This window comes from Chryseobacterium vaccae, assembly GCF_009602705.1.
Taxonomy (GTDB): Bacteria; Bacteroidota; Bacteroidia; order Flavobacteriales; family Weeksellaceae; genus Chryseobacterium; species Chryseobacterium vaccae.
In genome coordinates, this window is record NZ_VSWH01000001.1 from 4,804,485 (window position 1) to 4,825,408 (window position 20,924).

Sequence of the window (20,924 nt, forward strand, 5' to 3'; positions counted from 1 at the left end):
TTTGATATTGCCTGTTTTTTAATTTATATTTGAACTTTTATCAGATAAACCATGAAGAAGTTTTTAACCGTTATTGTTATTTTGGTACTTGTTTTCTTTGTTGTCCTGCAGGTTTTATGTGGTATAACAAAAATAATATCATGAGCAATCAGGCCGTTTTCAAAGTTTATTTGGATGTAAAAGATGAAGATATGGATGAATATTTCGGAGTGGAAAAAGGAACCTATGACAAAGATAAACATGTGATTGTCTGTGATCTTCCTGTAAATGCCGCTGCATTTAAACCGCACAGCCAGATTGTTAACCGTAATATTGCCGAGATCAGCTGTGATGAAAAATATAATCCGGAGATACACGATAAATACGATCAGACTGAACTTGCCGATGGCGGGAGCATGACCCTGATGATTCTTGATAACAATTCACCTGTTCCTGTGCAGATGGTGAATAAAAACCTGGGAGGATCAAGTATTGTAGCAAAAAGACAGGTCTATTTCGACTACGGAAAAGGAATAATCAATCATATCATTTTAGCAAAGGACAAAGTATACGATTATTGTAATAAATAATAAAATAAAATTGATAACCGCCCGCCAATTTTCAAATTAACTCATTTTCAAATTCACAAATTCCCCACATGACCTGGACAGAAGTTTTAGCCCCGATAAAAAATACAGAATATTTTAAAACCCTTTGGGAAAAAGTAAAACAGGAATATGCCGCCACAAAGGTATTTCCACCGAAAGATCAGATTTTCAGAGCACTGGAAATCACTCCTTTTGATGATGTTGAAGTGGTCATTATCGGGCAGGATCCTTATCATAATGATTATCAGGCCAATGGTCTGTGTTTTTCTGTTTCTGAACAGGTAACGGCACCGCCATCCCTTAAAAATATTTTCATCGAATTGAAAGATGACCTTGGAGTGGTGAGAACATCTAAAGAACTGGACGATTGGGGCAAACAGGGAGTTCTTCTTCTGAATGCCACTTTAACGGTTCGAGCCCATACTCCGAACTCTCATAAAGATCTGGGATGGGAAAAGTTCACCGATTTTGTGATCAAAGAGATCTCAGACAAAAAAGAAAATGTGGTCTTTGTACTCTGGGGTGCTTTTGCACAAAAAAAAGCCGAACTTATTGATCCGGCTAAGCATTTTATTTTAAAATCGGCGCATCCGTCACCGTTTTCTGTTCACAGAGGATTTTTTGGAAGCAAACCCTTTTCAAAAATCAACGAATATCTGGTGTCAAAAGGAAAGAAGCCTATTTCTTGGTAGGCACTGAAGTTTCGTCTGCTTTTTTAATACTGATGCCGATCCTGTATTTTCCGGAAAGAGCCCTGGCTCCATCCTGAGATTTAGGATATGGCGTTACCTCTTCAAGCGTAATCACATATCCGTTGAATACTTCCGACTGATGATAATTTTTCCCCGGATGATTTAAAGTGGCCAGATTCAGAACCATAGGTCTGGAAGTAGTTAGCATTGCTTCCACCTGTGCTACGGCAGCTCCGGCCCAGATGCAGTTTACCCCTTCAGGACAGCGGCTGTCTTCAGAAATTCCTTTAAAAGTAACATTCATCTGGTATTCATCCAGAAATTTATTTTCCCCTTCATTCAGGTAAACAATCCCTTTCTGTTCTTTAGGCTGGGTTCCTGAAGGATCAGACATTTTTGTTTCTGTTGTTTTGGGTGGAATTTTGTCTTTCTTCTGGGCATTGCATCCGGCTAAGGCAAGCATTCCCAGGGTTAATATGATGGCTTTCTGGAACATAATCTCTTTTTTAATTTTAAATAATATCGAGCATATCTAACACTACTACCAAAAACATTGCCACACCTACTACGAAACTAAAACCGGTTCCGTAAATAAATCCTACAAAAGCTCCTTTGGTTGACTGTAAGGCCTTTTTCATATCTTTGCTGTCGTGAAGCAGTTCCCCGATAAAAACACCTGCAAACATTCCAATCAGGAAGCCTAAAGGGATAGGAATGAATAATCCAACAATGGTTCCAATGATAGAGCCAATACTTCCCCAGCGTGTACCTCCGTATTTTCTGTTGGTTCTGGCCGGAATCACATAGCTTAAAACTGCAGATGCTGCCGTAAGAATTCCGAATGCCCACACATAAATCATGGGAAGATCAGAGTCTGTTCCGAACTTATAAATCAGAAGCCCACAAATGCTCAGTAGAAGTCCGGGAAGGATCGGAAGAAAAGTTCCAAGTATCCCCAGAACCAATAAAATAAGGCATAGAAGGTTAATTAAGGTAGTATCCATTCTTTAAAAATATAAATGCAAGATAGGAAAAAAGAAGATTTACAGAAGTATTTTAAGAATTTGGGATGAAAATTGATTGGGAATTGTAACATGATCCTTCTTAATTTTATAAATTTGCTGTAATGAAAGACGAAATTCAGGATACCAAAAATTTTTTGCAGGAAATCAGCGACCAGCTTTACATCTATATCAGTCAGGTAACCCCTGCCGGTTTGGATTGGGTGATTCATATTATTGTGAAACTGGCATTGCTTTGCGCTGTTTTTTTAGTTGTGGATTTTATTTTTAAATTCACTATCAATTTTATTTTCAGGTTTTTCCGGAATGATGATAAATATCCGGTGATACGATCGATCTATCAGTCTAAAATTACAAATTCCGTAGCTCATTTTGCCGCTCTTCTTGTTGTGGGAGCTATACATCCTTCCATATTTCCGGCTACCGCACTGCCCAAGACAACCACATTTATCAACAGGTCTGTCAATTTAGGACTGGTGCTCATTCTTGCGGGAATGCTGTACCGTTCATTAACCGGTTTCAGAAACTACTTTACCATTAAGCAGGATTTCTACAAGATCATGGCGCTGAATGCAATTTCGGAAACTGTAAAGATTTTAGGAATTTTTGTCTTCTCCGTAGTTGGAATCTGTGTAATCTTCGGAATCAAAGGAACAACTATTGTAGGAAGTCTGGGGGCAATAACCGCTGTATTGGTATTGGTTTTCAGGGATACTATTTTAGGATTTGTAACCGGCATACACGTAGCGACATCTAAAAACCTGAAGGTAGGGGACTGGGTAAGCATTCCGAAATACAGCATCGAAGGAAATATTACGGAAATAAGTCTTCTGACCACAAAGATCACCAATTTTGATAAGACCGTTTCTACCATACCTACCTATGACCTGTTGACCACAGAGATCAAAAATTTGCAGATCATGTCTGAGTCAAATACCAGGAGAATCAAAAAATCGATTTACTTTAATATTAATTCCTTTAAATTTTTAACAGAGGAAGATATTGAGCGTCTGAAAGAAATCAACCTGATCTCGGATTATATTGACGAGAAAACCCAGGAGATTAAAAAAGAAAAAGAAAGTCTGAAGCACAGTGATAAAACGATCAACGGCAGGCAGCTTACCAATATCGGGGTTTTCAGATATTATGCCCAGAAATATATAGAAAACGACCCTGACATTGATAAAAACGGGGCTAAAATGGTCCGCCAGCTGGATATTACACCACAGGGGCTGCCTCTCGAAGTATACTGTTTTGCAAATGATTCGAAATGGGAACATTTTGAACAGATCCAGGCTGACATTTTCGACCATCTGCTGGTGGCCTCAAAAGAATTTGATCTGCAGGTGATGCAGGTGAGTGTAAAGGTGTAATAAAAACAGAGGGTTAATCCCTGCAACATAGATAATAAATAAGAGAATAAATAGAGAATTGAGTAACTGCCCGGTTCTGAATTTAATCTCCAACTTCCAAAAAGATATGACAAAATTAAGCGTAAACATCAATAAAATCGCAACATTAAGAAATGCCAGAGGAGGCGATACGCCAAGTGTAACAGAGGCAGCGGTTAAAATCCAGGAATTCGGAGGACAGGGGATTACCATCCATCCAAGACCTGACGAAAGACATATAACAAGAAAAGATGTCTACGATCTGAAACCTTTGGTAACTACAGAATTCAATATTGAAGGAAATCCGCACCGTCATTTTATTGATATGGTGCTTGATGTAAAGCCGGAACAGGTAACACTGGTTCCTGATGCTGATGATGCCATCACTTCCAATGCAGGATGGGATACTAAAAAACACTTAGATTTGCTTACGGAGATCATTGCTGAATTTAAAAATGCAGGAATCCGTACCTCAATTTTCCTTGATCCAATGCCGGAACTGGTAGAATACGCTGCGAAAACAGGTGCAGACAGAATTGAGCTGTACACGGAAGCCTACGCAAAAAATTACCTTTCCAATAAAGAGCAGGCTGTAAAACCTTATTATGATACTGCTGTTGTAGCAGCAGAACATGGATTAGGAATCAATGCCGGGCATGACCTTAGTCTTGAAAACTTAAAATATTTTGCAGACCATGTTCCCAATCTGCTCGAAGTATCAATCGGTCACGCCCTTATTTCGGAAGCTTTGTATATGGGACTTGAAAATACAGTCCAGGCTTATCTGAAGAGACTGGCCAAATGGTAAAAGACAAATCAGGCCGGATGAATATCTGGCCTTTTTCCTTTCTGATTATTAATCTTTAAAATTTTAATTCCTAAAAAATGGAAACCTTAAACTCAAAAATATTCGGTGAAAATTTAACAACAACACCTCTTCTTGTATTCCACGGATTGTTTGGAATGCTTGATAACTGGGGGACCTTCGGGAAAGACCTGGGAGAATACCTTCCGGTACACCTGATCGACCTTAGAAATCACGGCAGAAGTTTTCACTCAGACCAGATGTCCCATGATGATCTTGCGGATGACATTGCCCGCTATATGGATCATTACGGAATTCAGAAAGCCCATGTTTTAGGACATTCGTTAGGTGGGAAAGCAGTAATGCAGTTCGCTATAAAATATCCTGAAAGAGTAGAAAAGCTGATTGTCGTAGATATTTCCCCTAAAGCATACCCTCCACATCATCAGGGAATCATTAAGGCATTGGAAACCGTGGATTTTGATATCGTTGGATCAAGAGGTGATGTAGAAGCTGTTCTTACCCAATATATTCCTGAAAAATCAACAATTCAGTTCCTGGCGAAAAACCTGTATTGGGATGATAATAAAAAGCTGAACTGGAGATTCAATCTTAAAACACTTTCTGAAAAATATAACGAATTTGTTTCAAATGCTATAAAATTTGGTGTGTTTGAAGGTGATGCTTTATTTATTGCAGGAGAAAAATCAAACTATATCCTGCCACAGGATGAATACGGTATTAAACAGCAGTTTCCAAAAGCCAGGATTGTCACTGTAAAAAATGCAGGACATTGGGTTCAGGCTGAAAATCCTGTTGATTTTGCAATAGTTGTTAAGCAATTTTTAGGTTTGGATTAAATTGATTCTCTGTGTTTTATATTTTAGTTAAAATTTTCTTAAAATAAGATAATATTTCCCCAGGTAATGAAATTTTTGTATTTTAGTTTTAGAGAAAAACTAAAAATATTAACTTATGGAAAAGAAAAACTCAAAAAAACCGTTCTTTGCTTCGTTTTTAGAGAAACAAATTCAAGATCCGGAAAAAATTCAGGGAGGAGGATTATCAGATCCTTCATCGGATATTATTACTCTTCCGGCAAGAGATCAGGTTACATCAGTTACCCTTGACAGTGTTACCCTTCCCTATAAGGACAACATTGTTACGATGAAACATCCTTCCGACAGCGATGAAGCCGGAGAGCTGGATTATCTGTAACCACAAGGCCTAAGAATTTTATTAACCAACCAAACTAAAATACTATGAAAAAGAACAACTCTAAGAAACCGTTTTTTGCTTCATTTCTGGAAAAGCAGATTCATGATCCTGAAAAAATACAGGGAGGAGGAACAACTCCTGATACAGATGTGATCACTCACCCTGCTACAGACGGAAGTACGTCGCCTATTCTCGATAATATGACAACTCCAAAACAAGACTATATCGAGACCAAGAAGTATCCATCCGACAGCGATGAAGCTGGAAACTTTTAACCCCCAAATTCAATTATTATGAAAAACAAAAATTCAAAAAAGAAACCGTTTTTTGCATCCTTTCTTGAAAAGCAGGTTGCAGACCCTGAAACTGTAAAAGGTGGTGGAACAGGAATTATCACCATCCCTGAAAAAGATGGAATCACAAAGCCTTCATTAGATACCGCTACATCCCCGAAAGATGATATGGCTCACACGCTGAAGTATCCTTCAGACGGAGATGATGATTCACCTACAGTTCCGCTTTAATAATGACATGAAATACTAACGTTAATACAATCATATCAAAGGAAACTTACCACTAAGTTTCCTTTTTTAATAAAACCGGCAAATGATTCTCTGCATTACCCATTCACAGGATTTTTATAATATCGATATCTTTTCTGAATATCTTGCCTCTAAGAATATTCCTTATTTCAGACTGAATTCGGACAGGATGAACCACCTTCAGAAAATAAACGTCACTGAAGATTCATTTGAGCTGACTGATGAAAATGGAAATACCATTCATTCTAATGAAATAAAAGGAGTGTGGCACAGAAAAGCCTGGGGAATAAAGGCTCCTGAAGAACTGGATAAAGACTACGAGAAAATATTCCTTAAAGGGTATGAAAATATCCGCTATAACCTTATTACTGTGCTGGAAGATGTTCCATGGATTAACCCTTATGAAAATGAACGGAAAATCGACGGAAATAAAATGCTTCAGCTGAAACTTGCCGAAAAAAACGGCTTAACTATTCCTAAAACCATTTTTTCTAATGATGAAGAGAAAATACTTTCTTTTTTTCATACCTGTTGTGAAGGAAAAGCAGTAGCCAAGCTTCATAGCCTGACCTCAAAATCCATGAGCGGGGAAACTTTGATCTCAACCATGATCATTGATGAAACAACGCTGGATCATATTTCTGATATAGCTTACTGTCCCATGATCTTTCAGCCGTATATCGACAAAGAGTATGAGCTGCGTATCGTATATATCGCCGGTGATTTTTTTACCGGAAAGATCAATAACAGTGAACATGCCGATTGGAGAATTGCCCATGAAGGTCAGTTCTGGTCAGCTTATGACCTGCCGCAGCATATCAAAACAGGATTGGTTTCCATGATGGAAGAAATGGGGCTTTATATCGGAGCTATTGATATGATCAAAGGAAAAGACGGGGAATATTATTTCCTGGAAGTAAACCCTCAGGGAGAATGGGGAATGCTGCAAAAAGAGCTGGGTTTCCCCATAGCAGAAAGAATTGCCGACAACCTTATAAAAAGAATCTATACCCATGAATAAAATTTTAATCATTACCCATACCGCAGATAATTTCTCCATTGAAAAAGTAACAGAATACATAGAAAAGAACGGCTGTGAAGTCATCCGCTTTGATGTTGACCTTTATCCGCTTCAAAACAAACTCACAACTTCTTTTCAGGATGGTGAATGGGTAAGTATTCTTGAAACACCGGATGCTAAATACCGTCTGGACGATATTGCTGCTGTATGGTACAGAAGGGCATATAATATGGGGCACGGGCTTAGAGAAGAAATGGACCCTAAATTCTTTGGAGCAGCGATGGGAGAGATCCGCAACACGCTTTTCGGATTCCTGGAATCTATAGATACTTATGCTCTTGGAAAACCAAGTGTTTACAGGAGGTTAGACAGTAAAGAAGAACAGCTTAAAATTGCTGATAAAATAGGGCTTAAAATTCCTGAATCCTGCATCACAAACAATCCTGAAGAAGCCAAAAAATTCATCCTGAAACATCAGAATGTAGTTGCTAAAATGCAGACCGGTTTTGCTATTTATGAAGACGGAGTAGAATGTGTGGTGTTCACCAATGTAGTCAGCGAAGATAAACTTGATGAACTGGATTCGCTTCTGTACTGCCCGATGCAGTTTCAAAAGAAAATTGAAAAGAAAAAAGAACTCCGTGTAACTGTTGTGGGCCGAGATGTATATACTTTTGAAATCGATTCCCAACAGTCTGAAGAAGCCAAAATAGACTGGCGAAAAGACGGGGTGAATCTCATCAAAAAATGGGAGAGAACAGAATTACCTGCTGATATTGAAGCGAAGATCCTGGAACTACTGGACGTTTATAACGTGGATTATGGCGCTATCGATATTATCGTTTCGCCGGAGGATGAATATTACTTTATTGAAATCAATGCTGCCGGTGAATTTTTCTGGCTGGATAATCTTACGGAAGGACATCTTATCTCAAAAAGTATCGCTGATGTCCTTTGCGATAAAGCTCCAAGAAGAAATAATATGGTCTTAGTTTAATGAAAAGCAGATTTTTGTTGGAAATATTACATCTACGGAGTAGGTGAAAAAATAGCGCCCTTTAGTTTGTAAAAAGAAATTAAGTTTACAGAATTAAACCATTCACAAGAAACTTTGCGTAAACCTCAACAAAAAATATATAAATCAAAAAGATCCGCGTCATCTGCCCGATCTGCGAGCGTAAGAAATTCTCTTGCAGATTTGCAGATGTTTGCGTGATAAATTAAAACGTTATCGGTTTTCAAAAACTATGATGTTTGTAACTATATTTTCCATTCAGAATCCCAAATATTTTATAAATTAAGCAGAATTCTGCTTTAAAAATCGCAAATTTGCAGAAGCAATTTTTCAGAAATTTCTAATGATACAATGGAGAATTGCCAGAGAGAAAATATTGTCATATTTTAGTCAGCAATCAAGTAGAATAATTAATGGTTTTTGTAACGGGTGCAACCGGAATCCTGGGAAGGATCATCGTTTTAGAGCTTCTTAAAAAGGGAAGAAACGTACGAGCTTCCAAAAGACCGGGCAGCAATTTAAACGATGTAAGACATTCTTACAGTTTTTATACGGAAGATCCTGAAGGCTTTTTCAATAAGATTGAGTGGGTGGATGTAGATTTTGATGATCAGGATTCCCTGCAGGATGCATTGAAGGACATAGATGAGGTCTATCATTGTGCCGCAAAAGTAGGATTTGATCCGAAAGACGATAAAGAAATGTACCATACCAATGTAAAAGGTACAGAAAACCTGCTGTATGCGTGTGAGGGTTCGGAAGTCAGAAAATTCCTGCATGTGAGCACAATTGCTGTTTTAGATACATACAATGAAAAAGGAGAGCTGGATGAAAGTTCAGATTTCAATCCCAAAGAAGAGCATTCCGCTTATGGAATTTCCAAACATCTTGCTGAAATGGAAGTGTGGAGAGCATCCGCAGAAGGTTTGAATACCGTGATCGTAAATCCCGGAATGATCATAGGGAGCGGGAACTGGGGACAGAGCAGCGGGGATATTTTTCCTACTTTTGAAAAAAACAGCTTTACATTTTCCGGAGGAACCAGTTATGTGGATGTAAGAGATGCAGCTAAAATTTCTATAGAATTGATGGATAGAAATGTTTTCGGAGAGCGCTTTATCCTTATTTCTGACAATAAAAGATATGCTGATCTTGGAAAACAGATCAGATCAAAACTGGGACTCAAAGAAGCCAGAATTCTTACAAGATCCCAGCTGAATATCGGAAGGGCTGCCAATATTCTATTCGGATGGCTTATTCCCAAACTGAGAATGATTACCAGATCAAACATAGAATCGATCTCATCCCTCAATACCATTTCCAATCAAAAAATTAAAGACAGGCTGGATTATCAGTTTATTTCTGTAGAAGAAAGTATTGATTTCCATCTTAAAAATTATATTAACGACAAAAAGCTGACTCAATGAATCTTGCAGAGGCAATTATCCTTAAAAATGTAGAAAAACATCCTGTAAAATCGGCAATCGGCTTTAAAAAGAAAGAAGAAAACTGGAAAGAGCTGAGCTGGAAAAAGCTCGGTGAAATCGTTTTTAAAACAGCTAATGCACTGAAAAATGCCGGGATTCAGGAGAATGACAGAGTGGCTATTTATTCAGACAACTCTTCTGAATGGATGATCTTTGATCTTGCTTCAATGGCGATTGGTGCTGTTACCGTTCCTGTTTATTCCACCAATAATGCCGAACAGGCAGAATATATCATCAACGATTCCGGAGCTAAAGCTGTTCTCACGGGAAATCAGGCTCAGTATGATGCGTGTCTGGAACTGCTTCAGAAAGAAAATAACAGCCTTGAAACTATTATTGTATCCAAAAAAGCGGTGTGGATCAAAAAAGAATTCAACAGTTTTTACCTTGAAGACTTTATTGCTAAAACCTCACCTAAACTGGAGATCTGCAAGAAGGAGTATGATGATACGGCTACGCTGATCTATACTTCGGGAACTACCGGAACGCCAAAAGGAGTTATGCTTACCCACGGAAATTTTATTAAAGCTTTTGATTCTCATTTTGAATTCTTTAAATTTAAAAACTTTGAGGAAGAGCTGTCTTTGGCATTTCTTCCGCTGAGCCACGTTTTTGAGAGAAGCTGGAGTTTACTTTGTCTGTATGGAGGGGCAAGAGTGTATTTTCTTGAAGACCCAAAGAATATAGCAAAAGCACTGGAAGAAGTAAAACCGACGATGATGTGTGCAGTGCCGCGGTTCTTCCAGAAAGTATATGCCGGGGTGCTGGAAAAGGCAGAAGAAGGCGCTTCAATGAAAAAGAAAATTTTCGACTGGGCCCTGAAAACAGGATGGCAGACCGCTGAATTGAGAAGAAATGAAAAACCAATTCCTTTTGGATTAAAACTGAAAGAGTCAGTGGCTGATGCTTTGGTTTTCAGTAAAATCAAGGAGAAAATGGGTGGAAGACTTTGGTTTCTGCCATGCGGAGGAGCATCGCTTTCACCGGAAGTTACAAAATTCTTTGAATCAGTAGGTATTCACGTGACGGTAGGATACGGATTGACTGAAACCACAGCAACCCTGACGCTTTTCCCTTTAACCCATTTTGAACATGCCACCAGCGGAAAACCGCTTCCGGGAGTGGAGATCCGTATCGGAGAAAGTGATGAGATTCAGGCAAAAGGAAACGGGATCATGAAAGGCTATTACAATAAGCCGGAAGAAACACAGAAAGTATTTACAGAAGACGGATGGTTTAAAACCGGGGATGCCGGGAAATTTGATGAAAAAGGGAACCTGATCATTACAGACAGGATCAAAGACTTGATGAAAACATCAAACGGTAAATACATCGCTCCGCAGCAGATTGAAAACCTTCTGACGAACAATAATTTTATCCAGCAGATCATGCTGGTTGCAGAAGGAAGACAATTTGTTTCCGCCCTGATTGTTCCGAATTTTGAATTCCTTCAGGATTATATGAAGAAAAACAATATTCCGTTCAGCAGCTGGGAGGAAGCAGTGAAAAATGATAAAATCAACAGCCTTTATAAAGAAAAGCTTAAAGAATTGCAAAGTCATCTGGCGGATTTCGAAAAGGTGAAAAAATTTACTTTAATGCCGGCAGAATTTGACATCAATACCGGAGAAATTACTCCTACCCTAAAAGTCAAAAGAAATGTAGTGCTTAAAAAATACGCAGATATTATAGAAAAAATGTATTAATAATAAAACAGGCGGAGTCCTAAAGAGTAAATGTAAAAGCTAAAAATTTTAATTTTTATAACTTAAGTGACCTTAGATATACAGTTCGCTGGTAACTTAAAAAACTTAAGTGTTAAAAAAGCTTTTTAAGATAACAATGTTTTATCATTTAAATCAGATTATGACAACACAAGAATTTCTGGGAAAACAGGATTTTACCATACATACACAAACGGTTTCAGAGAGCTGCCCGTCCAATATTGCCCTGATCAAGTACTGGGGGAAATACGAGAATCAAATACCGGCTAATCCCAGTATCAGTTATACATTGAATCATTGTAAGACCAATACTTCAATGGAATTTCAGGCAGGTGAGCCTTTCTCTGTACAGACCTTTCTGGCGGGAAATGAAGAACTGAAATTTGCAGAAAAAATAGAAAAATATTTCAGGAATATTGAACAGTATCTTCCATGGATTCTGAAAGGAAAATACATCATCAGAACAGAAAATACATTTCCTCACAGTTCAGGAATTGCGAGTTCTGCTTCAGGATTCGGAGCGATTGCAAAATGTCTGATGAAGTTGGATGAAACTTTTTCCGGAGCATTTTCTGAAGAAGAATCTTTGAAAAAAGCTTCTTTTCTGGCTCGTTTAGGAAGTGGAAGTGCCTGCCGAAGCCTGTATAACGGACTTGTTGTATGGGGAACTTCTGATGAGGTAAACGGAAGCTCGGATCTGTTTGCTGTAAAATACCCGGATAGTGATATTCATGACACATTTAAAAACTTCAACGACTGGGTTCTGTTGATCCATGAAGGGCAGAAGAGTGTTTCTTCAACAGTAGGACATGGGCTGATGAAAACCAACCCTTACGCTGAAAGAAGATTTCAGGAAGCCAGAGAAAACTTTGTTCCCATGAAGGAAATCCTGAAAAGTGGAAACATGGAGCAGTTTATCAAATTGGTAGAACATGAAGCGCTTACCCTTCATGCGATGATGATGATGAGTGATCCTGCCTTTATCCTGATGAAAACCGGAACGCTTGAAGTCATCAATAAAATCTGGGATTTCAGAAGAGAAACCGGTCTGCATTTATTCTTTACACTGGATGCAGGAGCCAACGTACATCTATTATTCCCGAATGACGGCTCGGAAGAAAAGATCAAAATATTTATAGAAGAAGAACTGTTACAGCATACCCAAAAAAATGGAGTAGTGAAGGATATAATGAAGTTTTAACCGAAAAATCATAAACCCAATATTTAAAATCAGCAGAAAATCACTTTTCTGCTGATTTTTTTGAATAAAATGTGCTTAAAAAGCATGTCTTTTTGATTAATATGTCGGGAGGAATTAAACTTTCTTAATATCTTTTGAAAAATGCAGCCACCAACCTATAAGGTTTTTATTACCATGTAAACAACTGTAAACCTGTTAAATGTTTTTTCTCGCAGATTTGGCAGATGACACAGATCTTTTTCTGGGAAATCCGTGTAATCTGTGGGAACCTTTTTTTAGTAAGGGTGAGAATTATTTGCAGAAAATCTTGGATTTTGTTATGCCTTAAAAGTGTAATAACAGGCCAAAACCCTTGCGTCTTGGTGTTTTCCAACCATTAATCCTTATAAAAAGGGTGCATTCAGAAAATCATTAAAAGGCTTCATTACTTTAAATATCTTTGCCAGGTTTTTTACAGCGCTTTTATTTAAAACATCTTCATCCTTCAGAGAATATACAACGATGTAATTTTTAAGCTTTAAATATTCCGCCATTGGATCTTCCTTTTCAAATCCCTGAGGAACCTTTTTCAGTTTATCATCCTGATCCAGTTCAGGGAAATGTTTTTTAAATTCTTTATTATGGAGGATCTTCAGGAAATCTTCGCCGTATAAAGAAATTTCTTTTCGTACCTCTTTAAGAACAGATGACTCAGGCATATAGATTCCTCCGGCTAAAAAGGATTTGCCGGGTTCAAGATGAAGATAATATCCTCCTTTCTGGCTCCCTTTTCCCATTCCTAACGAAGCCCCAAAATTAGTCTTATAAGGAGCTTTGTCTTTAGAAAAACGGGTGTCTCTGTAAATACGGAACAAGGATTTTTTAGCATCAATTTTACCAAGTTCTTCATCAAATCCGGACATTTCTTTGATCAGTTCATCAAGAAAATCAACAACATTTCCCTGGGATTCGGTATAAAGGTTTTTATTTTCATTAAACCATTCGCGGTTGTTATTTTTCGTTAATTTATTTAAAAAATCAAATGTTTGGGGAGAAATGCTGACTGACATATTTTTGGATTTAATTTATCGTTGTTTTACCCAAATTTACATAAAACTATTCATATCTCAATGCTTCAGGAAGATCGGGATTGGAAGCTTTTAATACAGAATAAAACAAAGAAAATACTTTGGCGACGGTACATCATCAGAAAAACAGTATGGAAATTTTTTTTCTTTACTTTCTGGTGTTAAAACAGACGCTGAGCTGCCGGATAAGAGGTTGTTTATGCAAATATTTCAAACGCCGGAAACAAGGGAATTGAAAAGAAAAATTTGCGTTTCATGGTCCTATTTTTGAAAATTCATAAATAATCCAGAAAAAATCAATCCAATTTAATAAAAAAAATAATGTTTAACATGTTTTTAATTAAAGTCTTCTTTTTTTAGATTTAATTTTTTAAAAATTAAAAATATATTAAAAGATTCTGAATTTAAGTTTAGATATTTAAAACTTTATTCAAAAACAAATCAAATATTTATTGTATCTTTGCAAAAATTTTAAAATATTTAATGAATTTATTTACGGAGACCAATTTAAGTCCTGACATCCTTAAGGCAATTGGCGAACTGGGCTATGAGAGCCCGACAGAAATCCAAAAACAGACTATCCCTTTTATTCTTTCAGATATTCGCGATTTGATCGCACTTGCGCAGACAGGGACAGGCAAAACAGCAGCGTTTTCGCTTCCGATTTTGGATATGATTGACGATACGAGTCGCAAAATCCAATTATTGGTGCTTTGTCCGACACGGGAATTATGTCTTCAGATTTCTAAAGACATAAAAAATTACTCCAAGTACATGAAAGACATCAAAACCACAGCGGTTTACGGTGGAAGCAGTATTATGGATCAGATTCGTTCTTTAAAGGATAAACCACAGATTATTGTGGGAACTCCGGGAAGAGTAATCGACCTTATCAACAGAAAAGCACTTGATTTTTCTGCTATTCATTGGCTGGTTTTAGATGAAGCTGATGAAATGCTGTCAATGGGTTTCAAAGATGAGTTGGAAACAATTTTAAGTGAAACACCGGAAACTAAGCAGACTTTCTTATTCTCGGCTACGATGAATAAAGAAGTGGAGAGAATTTCTAAAAACTATCTTACTAATCCACACCGTATTTCTGTAGGTTCTATTAACGAGGTTAAAAAGAACATTAAGCATGAATATTATGTTGTAGGATACCGTCAGAAAAAAGAAGCTCTTAAGAGATTAATTGATGCCAACCCTAACCAGTATTCTATTCTTTTCTGCAGAACAAGAATGGAGACTCAGGAGGTTGCCGATTTCTTAATGCAGAACGGATATGCAGCAGATGCCCTTCACGGAGATCTTTCCCAGGCACAGAGAGATACAGTAATGAAGAAATTCAGACTGAAAAATATTGATATTCTTGTAGCGACAGACGTAGCAGCAAGAGGACTTGATGTAAACTCTTTAACACACGTTATCCATTATTCTTTACCAGATGATCCGGAAGTATTCGTTCACAGAAGCGGAAGAACCGGTAGAGCAGGGAAAGATGGGGTTTCTATGGCATTGATCAAGCCTGAAGAAAGCAGAAAACTGAAGCAAATTAAATCTGCAACGAAAATTGAAATCGTTGAGAAAACAATACCAACCGGTAATGATATCATCAAAGCTCAGGTAGGTGGTGTTTTTGAAAAGTTATTTACAGAACACGAAGAAGATATTTTCGAGTTTGATGACAGCTTAATTCCGGATCTGAGTGCATTCTCTAAAGAGGAATTAGTACACAAGTTATTACAGTTCCAGCTGAAAGATCTTGCTCTTTATTACAAAGATAAACATGACCTTGTTGAACAGAAACTGAGCAGCAGAGATGATGATTATTCAAGAAGAGACAGAGGACGCGATAGAGATCGTGACAGAGGAAGAGACCGTGACAGAGGAAGCAGAGATAGCAGAGACCGTGGCGGAAAACCTAGAAGAAAAGATGAAAACATGGTAAGATTCTTCTTCAACTTAGGGAAAAAAGATCACCTGAAAAAACTTGATGTATTAGATATCATCAATAAAGCTACCGCTGGAAAAAGCAAAAAAAGAGCTGAAATCGGTGACATTGAAATCCTGGAGAAATTCTCTTTCTTTGAAGTTGAAAAATCATTCAAAGACAATGTGATGAGCAATATTCCTTCAATGAAATTTAAAGGAAAAGAAATGAGAGCTGAAGTAGCAAACTAAAGCACTTTAAAATCATATAAAACCGGCCTTACAGCCGGTTTTTTTATTTGATAATCAGAGGTTAATCGAATGTTAACAAAACTTAATGTCATATTGTTTCAGGTACAATCCTTTTTTAAGAAATTTGCACACGAATTATAAATACTTAAAAATGGGAATTGGTAATATTTTCCACGCTTTTCAACCAAAAGATAAAATTTTCTTTGTACTTTTTGAAAAAGTAACTGAAAACCTAGTTGCAATGTCTGAAGACTTTAACAACGGTATCAAAGATTTCGATCTTAATGACGATACAATGTTGAAGAAAATGAGCGACTATGAACACAAAAATGATGAACTTACCCACGAGATCTTCGTTGAACTAGGAAAAAACTTCATTACACCGTTTGACCGTGAAGATATCCACACCCTGGCTACCGGTCTTGATGATATTGCCGATTATATCTACGCTTCCACCAAATACATTTTCTTATATAAATCTCCTGAGATGAAAGCGTATTCTGATTTCTCCCTGCTGATTCACAAAGCATGTCTTGAAATCCAGAACGCCATGAAGAACCTTAAAGGCTTCAAAAACATGGATCAGGTAAAAGAGGCTTGTATCAAAGTAAACTCTATCGAGAACATCGCAGACGACCTTCTTTCCAACTCAATGGTGGAGCTGTTCGAAACAAACGATGCAATCAACATTATCAAAGTTTCATCAGTACTTAATTATCTTGAGGTAGTAACTGACAAAGCGGAGGATGTTGCCAACACGATTGAGAACATCATGATTAAATACGCCTAAAAACAATATAACTGACAGAAATGGAATTTCCTATTTTACTTATAGTTATTATTGCTCTGGCGCTGATCTTTGACTACATCAACGGTTTTCACGATGCAGCCAACTCAATTGCAACTATAGTTTCTACAAAAGTTTTAACTCCATTCCAGGCGGTACTTTGGGCGGCGCTTTGGAACTTTGCAGCCTTCTTTATTGCTGCTTATATCATTGGAGAATTTAAAATTGGTAATACAATTGCCAAAACCGTCAACGAGAATTTTATCAATCTTGAAGTGATCTTTTCAGGTCTTGTGGCAGCTATTGCATGGAACCTGTTAACCTGGTGGTTCGGGATCCCTTCTTCATCGTCACATACTTTGATCGGTGGATTCCTGGGAGCAGCTCTGATGCATGCTTTCATGATGGATTACCACGATGTTGCCGCAGCACAGCCGGATCTTGGGTTATGGGGAACCATAAAAGAAGCTTTCAGCCAGGTAACTCATCAGAGTGTTGTGAAATTTGATAAAGTAATTCCTATCTTCCTGTTCATTTTCATGGCACCGATCATAGGGATGATTATCTCAATCATTATTACATTAATTATCGTTCACCTTTATAAAAGATCAAACCCGCACAAGGCAGACCAGTCTTTCAAAAGACTACAGCTGGCTTCTTCAGCACTGTTCAGTTTAGGGCACGGTCTGAATGATGCTCAGAAAGTAATGGGAATCATTGGAGCGGCATTGATTTTCTATCATGTTGAAATGCTTCACGATCCTGTATATCTTAACATACCTTCTGCAGGACGTTTCGATTATTTTGCAGAACATTACCTTTGGGTTCCTTTGGTTTCATTCCTTGCTATTGGTTTAGGTACCATGAGTGGAGGATGGAAGATCATCAAAACAATGGGAACCAAAATTACCAAAGTAACTTCACTGGAAGGGGTAAGTGCTGAAACTGCAGGAGCAATCACCTTATTCATTACAGACCACTTCGGTATTCCTGTGTCTACAACGCACACTATTACAGGTTCTATTATCGGGGTAGGGTTAACGAAGAGAATTTCTGCCGTAAGATGGGGAATCACCGTGAGCCTTCTTTGGGCTTGGGTACTTACAATCCCAATCTCTGCGATTGTTGCAGGAATAACCTATCTTTTGGTAACATTCTTGTCTTAAGATTAAAAATTAAATATCTATACAAAACTTTGTCCTTTTGGGCAAAGTTTTTTGTTTTATAAAGCCCCGAAAAATCGTATTTTTGTTCAAATTATAAGATTTTATGGAATTTTTAGACAGATACCAGCAGATCGTTGCTGATGCCATCAATAAGTATACTTTCAAAGACAAACCTGCGGAATTGTATGATCCTATGAATTATATCATTTCTCACGGTGGAAAGCGTCTTCGTCCTATTATGGTTCTGATGGCTTGCGACTTATTCGGTGGAGATCTCAAGCAGGCTGTAAAACCAGCACTGGCTATAGAATTTTTCCATAATTTCACCCTGATCCATGACGATATCATGGATGAGGCACCTTTAAGAAGGAACAAGCCTACGATTCATACTTTACACGGAATTAATGTAGGAATTCTTTCCGGAGACGGGCTGATGCTTAAAGCTTATAAATTCTTTGAAGATCTTGAACCTGAAATTTTCAAAGCCTGTATCCGGATTTTTACCCATACCGGACTTTTATTATGTGAAGGGCAGCAATATGATATCAATTTTGAAACTCAGGAAAATGTAACTTTTGATGACTATATCAGAATGATCACCTATAAAACCGGAGTTTTAAGTGCTTCTTCTTTTGAAATCGGAGCGTTGATTGCTAGAGCTAATTTTAAAGATGCCAAAGCGATTTTCAATTTCGGAAAACATATCGGTATCGCTTTCCAGATTATGGATGATTATCTTGATGTATTCGGAGATCAGGCTCAGTTTGGTAAGAAACATGCAGGAGATATTTACGAAAACAAGAAAACTGTTCTTTATCTTTTGGCAAGAGAACATGCTACAGAAGAAGAAAGAAAAGAACTGGACTATTGGTATGGCAAGAAAACCGATAATATAGACAAAGTATACGGAGTTGAAAAGATCTTCAGAAGAACTAAGGTAGATGAAAAAGCCCTTCGTCTGATTGAAAAGCACAACGAGATCGGCCAAAGCTATTTAGAGAAGATCAATATTCCTGAAGAAAAGAAAAAACCTTTCATAGAACTGGCCAATTACCTTTTAAGAAGAGAAAGCTAAAGAGAGAGAGGTAGTAGAGACAGCTTACGGGTAGCAGAGATTACCTGCAACCTATAGCCTGCAGCCTGAAATTTATACAATGAAATTCAGAACAGAAGTCAGCATCCCCGGATCAGAAAAAAAGATTGGAATTGAAGATAAGATATTTTCAATAGGGTCGTGTTTTGCCTCGGAAATGTCGGAATTGTTGCAGCAGGGACAACTTCAGACCCTTAATAATCCTTTTGGAACCATCTTCAATCCTTTTTCCATCTATAAGGAAGTGCGGGTGCTCCATGAATCTGCATTTTACGAGGAAGAAGACCTGATTACTTATAATGAGGAGTATATTTCGCTGGATCATCATACAAGTTTTGATACCCGGTATATTCATCAGACGCTGGAAAAAATCAACGGTGCTATTGAGACCGGAAATGCATTTCTTCAGGAAGCAGACTGGATTATTGTGACATACGGAACTTCATTTATTTATGAATTTATTCCTAAGAAGCAGTTAGTGGCCAACTGTCACAAGATTCCGCAGAAGTTTTTCGAAAAAAGACTGCTTTCTCATCAGGAACTCACCCATGCCATTTACAATACGATTTTAGATCTTAAAGATATCTGTAAAGAAGGAGTACAGATTCTGTTCAGTGTTTCGCCGGTGAGACATACCAAAGACGGTATGGTTGAAAACCAGTTAAGTAAATCCAAGCTGATTACGGCAATACATGAGTCTATTTCCATGTTTGAAGACTGCCATTATCTGCCGGTGTATGAAATTTTAATGGATGACCTCAGGGATTACCGTTTTTATAAAGAAGACATGATTCATCCGAGCTCCCAGGCGGTTAACTATATTTTTGAAAAATTTGGTGATTCTTATTTCTCTGAAGAAACCAGGGATTTTATCAAAGAAAACTTTAAGATCATGAAAGCTTTGGAGCATAAAACCACCGATACGAAAGATCCGAAGTTTATTGAGTTCAGGGAAAAATTGGATCAGAGAATTAATAACCAGAGAAATAAAGTTAAACATAACATATTTTAAAAAACTATGGCCGCTATTAAAAATATGGAGGGCTTAACCCATGAACAGATTAATCATGAGCTGCAGAGAGGGGCCAGGTTTGTCCATTTTCAGTATACCATTTCTATTATTATCATGACTTTTAAAAGAGGGAGTGATATTTATTTTATTAAAAGTGATGATGTTTCTGTGAAATACAGCTGGAAATATTCTTTACTGACATTTGTTTTTGGATGGTGGGGATTCCCTTTCGGACCTATTTACAGTATCTCTTCATTGTATAGCAATTTTAAGGGAGGAAAAGACATTACCCAGGAAGTTCTGAATCATTTTAGTACAGCACAAACTGTAAAGGAAGTTGTAATTTAGACGTTCACAACTGAAAAGATTAAAAAATAGTAAGATGATTGATTTCACCGGCATTGAATATCTGAAAGATGGGAATGAAAGACAGCAAAGAGCCTATGAAGTTCTTACAAAATATCAGGTTTTTCCCAAGCTGAAACCCTATTCTCCGGTGTTGGCGGGAACCGTTCCGATCGGGATTGATATTGAAAGTAGTGATCTTGATATTATCTGTGAAGTGGATCTCCGGTTTGAGGAAGATTTTCTGGATGATATCATGTTCAGTCGGTTAATTCCCCCAGATGCTGAAGTAAAGGTTGAAAACATCTTGATTAACGGAGAAAAAAGCATCGTTCTGAACTTTATGCTGGAAGAGTTTCCTATTGAAATTTTCGGTCAGAATAAACCGTCTCTGGCACAGAATGCTTACCGTCACATGATGGCTGAATACAGAATATTAAGAGATAAAGGAGAAGAATTTAAACAAAAAATAATAGAACTTAAGAAACAGGGAATCAAAACAGAGCCCGCATTCGGAATGCTGCTGGGTTTGGAAAATCCCTATAAAGATCTGTTGAAATTTTAAAAT

General features: G+C 37.6%; 23 protein-coding genes. 20 read left to right on the plus strand and 3 right to left on the minus strand.

From position 1 onward, the window contains the following. The first annotated feature begins 140 nt into the window (after positions 1 to 140). Positions 141 to 569, plus strand: a complete 429-nt coding sequence (locus FW768_RS22050) for a hypothetical protein (RefSeq protein ID WP_153399273.1) — start codon at positions 141 to 143, stop codon at positions 567 to 569. 68 nt (positions 570 to 637) lie between these two features. Then, positions 638 to 1,279 carry a uracil-DNA glycosylase gene (locus FW768_RS22055; protein WP_153399275.1) on the plus strand — a complete coding sequence of 214 codons (642 nt, stop codon included), beginning with the start codon at positions 638 to 640 and terminating at the stop codon, positions 1,277 to 1,279. Here FW768_RS22055 and FW768_RS22060 read toward each other — a convergent pair. Together FW768_RS22060 and FW768_RS22065 are read right to left on the minus strand one after the other, a co-directional pair. Beyond that, on the minus strand, positions 1,266 to 1,775 hold the full coding sequence (locus FW768_RS22060; protein WP_153399277.1) for a hypothetical protein: 510 nt from the start codon (positions 1,773 to 1,775) through the stop codon (positions 1,266 to 1,268). The two genes, FW768_RS22055 and FW768_RS22060, sit on opposite strands and share 14 nt — an antisense overlap. A 16-nt stretch (positions 1,776 to 1,791) precedes the next feature. Then, a complete protein-coding gene (locus tag FW768_RS22065) occupies positions 1,792 to 2,283 on the minus strand; it encodes a DUF456 domain-containing protein (RefSeq protein ID WP_153399279.1) in 492 nt (163 codons plus the stop codon). A 122-nt stretch (positions 2,284 to 2,405) separates the two neighbouring features. On the opposite strand from FW768_RS22065, the gene FW768_RS22070 reads away from it, so the two are divergent. The 11 genes from FW768_RS22070 to FW768_RS22120 all read left to right on the plus strand — a co-directional run bounded on the left by FW768_RS22070 (position 2,406) and on the right by FW768_RS22120 (position 12,705). Further along, complete coding sequence (locus FW768_RS22070) at positions 2,406 to 3,674, plus strand: mechanosensitive ion channel family protein (protein ID WP_153399281.1); 1,269 nt, start codon at positions 2,406 to 2,408, stop codon at positions 3,672 to 3,674. Positions 3,675 to 3,780: 106 nt separating this feature from the next. After that, positions 3,781 to 4,500: a pyridoxine 5'-phosphate synthase gene (locus FW768_RS22075; protein ID WP_153399283.1), complete on the plus strand. Its 720-nt coding sequence runs from the start codon at positions 3,781 to 3,783 to the stop codon at positions 4,498 to 4,500. Positions 4,501 to 4,577: 77 nt separating this feature from the next. Further along, positions 4,578 to 5,357, plus strand: coding sequence for an alpha/beta fold hydrolase (locus FW768_RS22080; RefSeq protein WP_153399285.1), 780 nt, complete (start codon positions 4,578 to 4,580; stop codon positions 5,355 to 5,357). 115 nt (positions 5,358 to 5,472) lie between these two features. Continuing rightward, entirely contained in the window at positions 5,473 to 5,715 is a 243-nt protein-coding gene (locus FW768_RS22085; RefSeq protein WP_153399287.1) for a microviridin/marinostatin family tricyclic proteinase inhibitor, read from the plus strand. Between the two features lie 44 nt (positions 5,716 to 5,759). Then, entirely contained in the window at positions 5,760 to 5,990 is a 231-nt protein-coding gene (locus FW768_RS22090; protein ID WP_153399289.1) for a microviridin/marinostatin family tricyclic proteinase inhibitor, read from the plus strand. Positions 5,991 to 6,008: 18 nt separating this feature from the next. After that, on the plus strand, positions 6,009 to 6,239 hold the full coding sequence (locus tag FW768_RS22095; protein WP_153399291.1) for a microviridin/marinostatin family tricyclic proteinase inhibitor: 231 nt from the start codon (positions 6,009 to 6,011) through the stop codon (positions 6,237 to 6,239). Positions 6,240 to 6,321: 82 nt separating this feature from the next. Continuing rightward, positions 6,322 to 7,278, plus strand: coding sequence for an MvdC/MvdD family ATP grasp protein (locus tag FW768_RS22100; protein WP_153399293.1), 957 nt, complete (start codon positions 6,322 to 6,324; stop codon positions 7,276 to 7,278). After that, a complete protein-coding gene (locus tag FW768_RS22105; RefSeq protein WP_153399295.1) occupies positions 7,271 to 8,275 on the plus strand; it encodes an MvdD family ATP-grasp ribosomal peptide maturase in 1,005 nt (334 codons plus the stop codon). The genes FW768_RS22100 and FW768_RS22105 overlap by 8 nt, the downstream gene beginning before the upstream one ends. A 431-nt stretch (positions 8,276 to 8,706) precedes the next feature. After that, entirely contained in the window at positions 8,707 to 9,720 is a 1,014-nt protein-coding gene (locus tag FW768_RS22110) for an NAD-dependent epimerase/dehydratase family protein (RefSeq protein WP_153399296.1), read from the plus strand. Next, a complete protein-coding gene (locus tag FW768_RS22115; protein ID WP_153399298.1) occupies positions 9,717 to 11,486 on the plus strand; it encodes an AMP-dependent synthetase/ligase in 1,770 nt (589 codons plus the stop codon). The genes FW768_RS22110 and FW768_RS22115 overlap by 4 nt, the downstream gene beginning before the upstream one ends. Before the next feature lie 160 nt (positions 11,487 to 11,646). Then, on the plus strand, positions 11,647 to 12,705 hold the full coding sequence (locus FW768_RS22120) for a diphosphomevalonate/mevalonate 3,5-bisphosphate decarboxylase family protein (RefSeq protein WP_153399300.1): 1,059 nt from the start codon (positions 11,647 to 11,649) through the stop codon (positions 12,703 to 12,705). 383 nt (positions 12,706 to 13,088) lie between these two features. Here the strand turns inward: FW768_RS22120 and FW768_RS22125 are convergent, their stop codons facing one another. Beyond that, a complete protein-coding gene (locus FW768_RS22125; RefSeq protein WP_153399302.1) occupies positions 13,089 to 13,754 on the minus strand; it encodes a DUF2461 domain-containing protein in 666 nt (221 codons plus the stop codon). 501 nt (positions 13,755 to 14,255) lie between these two features. On the opposite strand from FW768_RS22125, the gene FW768_RS22130 reads away from it, so the two are divergent. From FW768_RS22130 to FW768_RS22160, 7 genes are all read left to right on the plus strand, one after another. After that, a complete protein-coding gene (locus tag FW768_RS22130) occupies positions 14,256 to 15,953 on the plus strand; it encodes a DEAD/DEAH box helicase (RefSeq protein WP_153399304.1) in 1,698 nt (565 codons plus the stop codon). 151 nt (positions 15,954 to 16,104) lie between these two features. Next, positions 16,105 to 16,743, plus strand: coding sequence for a DUF47 domain-containing protein (locus FW768_RS22135; RefSeq protein ID WP_153399306.1), 639 nt, complete (start codon positions 16,105 to 16,107; stop codon positions 16,741 to 16,743). A 20-nt stretch (positions 16,744 to 16,763) separates the two neighbouring features. Next, on the plus strand, positions 16,764 to 17,906 hold the full coding sequence (locus FW768_RS22140; RefSeq protein WP_153399308.1) for an inorganic phosphate transporter: 1,143 nt from the start codon (positions 16,764 to 16,766) through the stop codon (positions 17,904 to 17,906). Positions 17,907 to 18,009: 103 nt separating this feature from the next. Beyond that, positions 18,010 to 18,981 carry a polyprenyl synthetase family protein gene (locus FW768_RS22145; RefSeq protein ID WP_153399310.1) on the plus strand — a complete coding sequence of 324 codons (972 nt, stop codon included), beginning with the start codon at positions 18,010 to 18,012 and terminating at the stop codon, positions 18,979 to 18,981. A gap of 79 nt (positions 18,982 to 19,060) precedes the next feature. Then, positions 19,061 to 20,011, plus strand: coding sequence for a GSCFA domain-containing protein (locus tag FW768_RS22150; RefSeq protein WP_153399311.1), 951 nt, complete (start codon positions 19,061 to 19,063; stop codon positions 20,009 to 20,011). Positions 20,012 to 20,017: 6 nt separating this feature from the next. Then, a complete protein-coding gene (locus FW768_RS22155; RefSeq protein ID WP_153399313.1) occupies positions 20,018 to 20,359 on the plus strand; it encodes a hypothetical protein in 342 nt (113 codons plus the stop codon). 34 nt (positions 20,360 to 20,393) lie between these two features. After that, positions 20,394 to 20,921, plus strand: a complete 528-nt coding sequence (locus FW768_RS22160) for a DUF4269 domain-containing protein (protein ID WP_153399315.1) — start codon at positions 20,394 to 20,396, stop codon at positions 20,919 to 20,921. Positions 20,922 to 20,924: the final 3 nt, after the last annotated feature.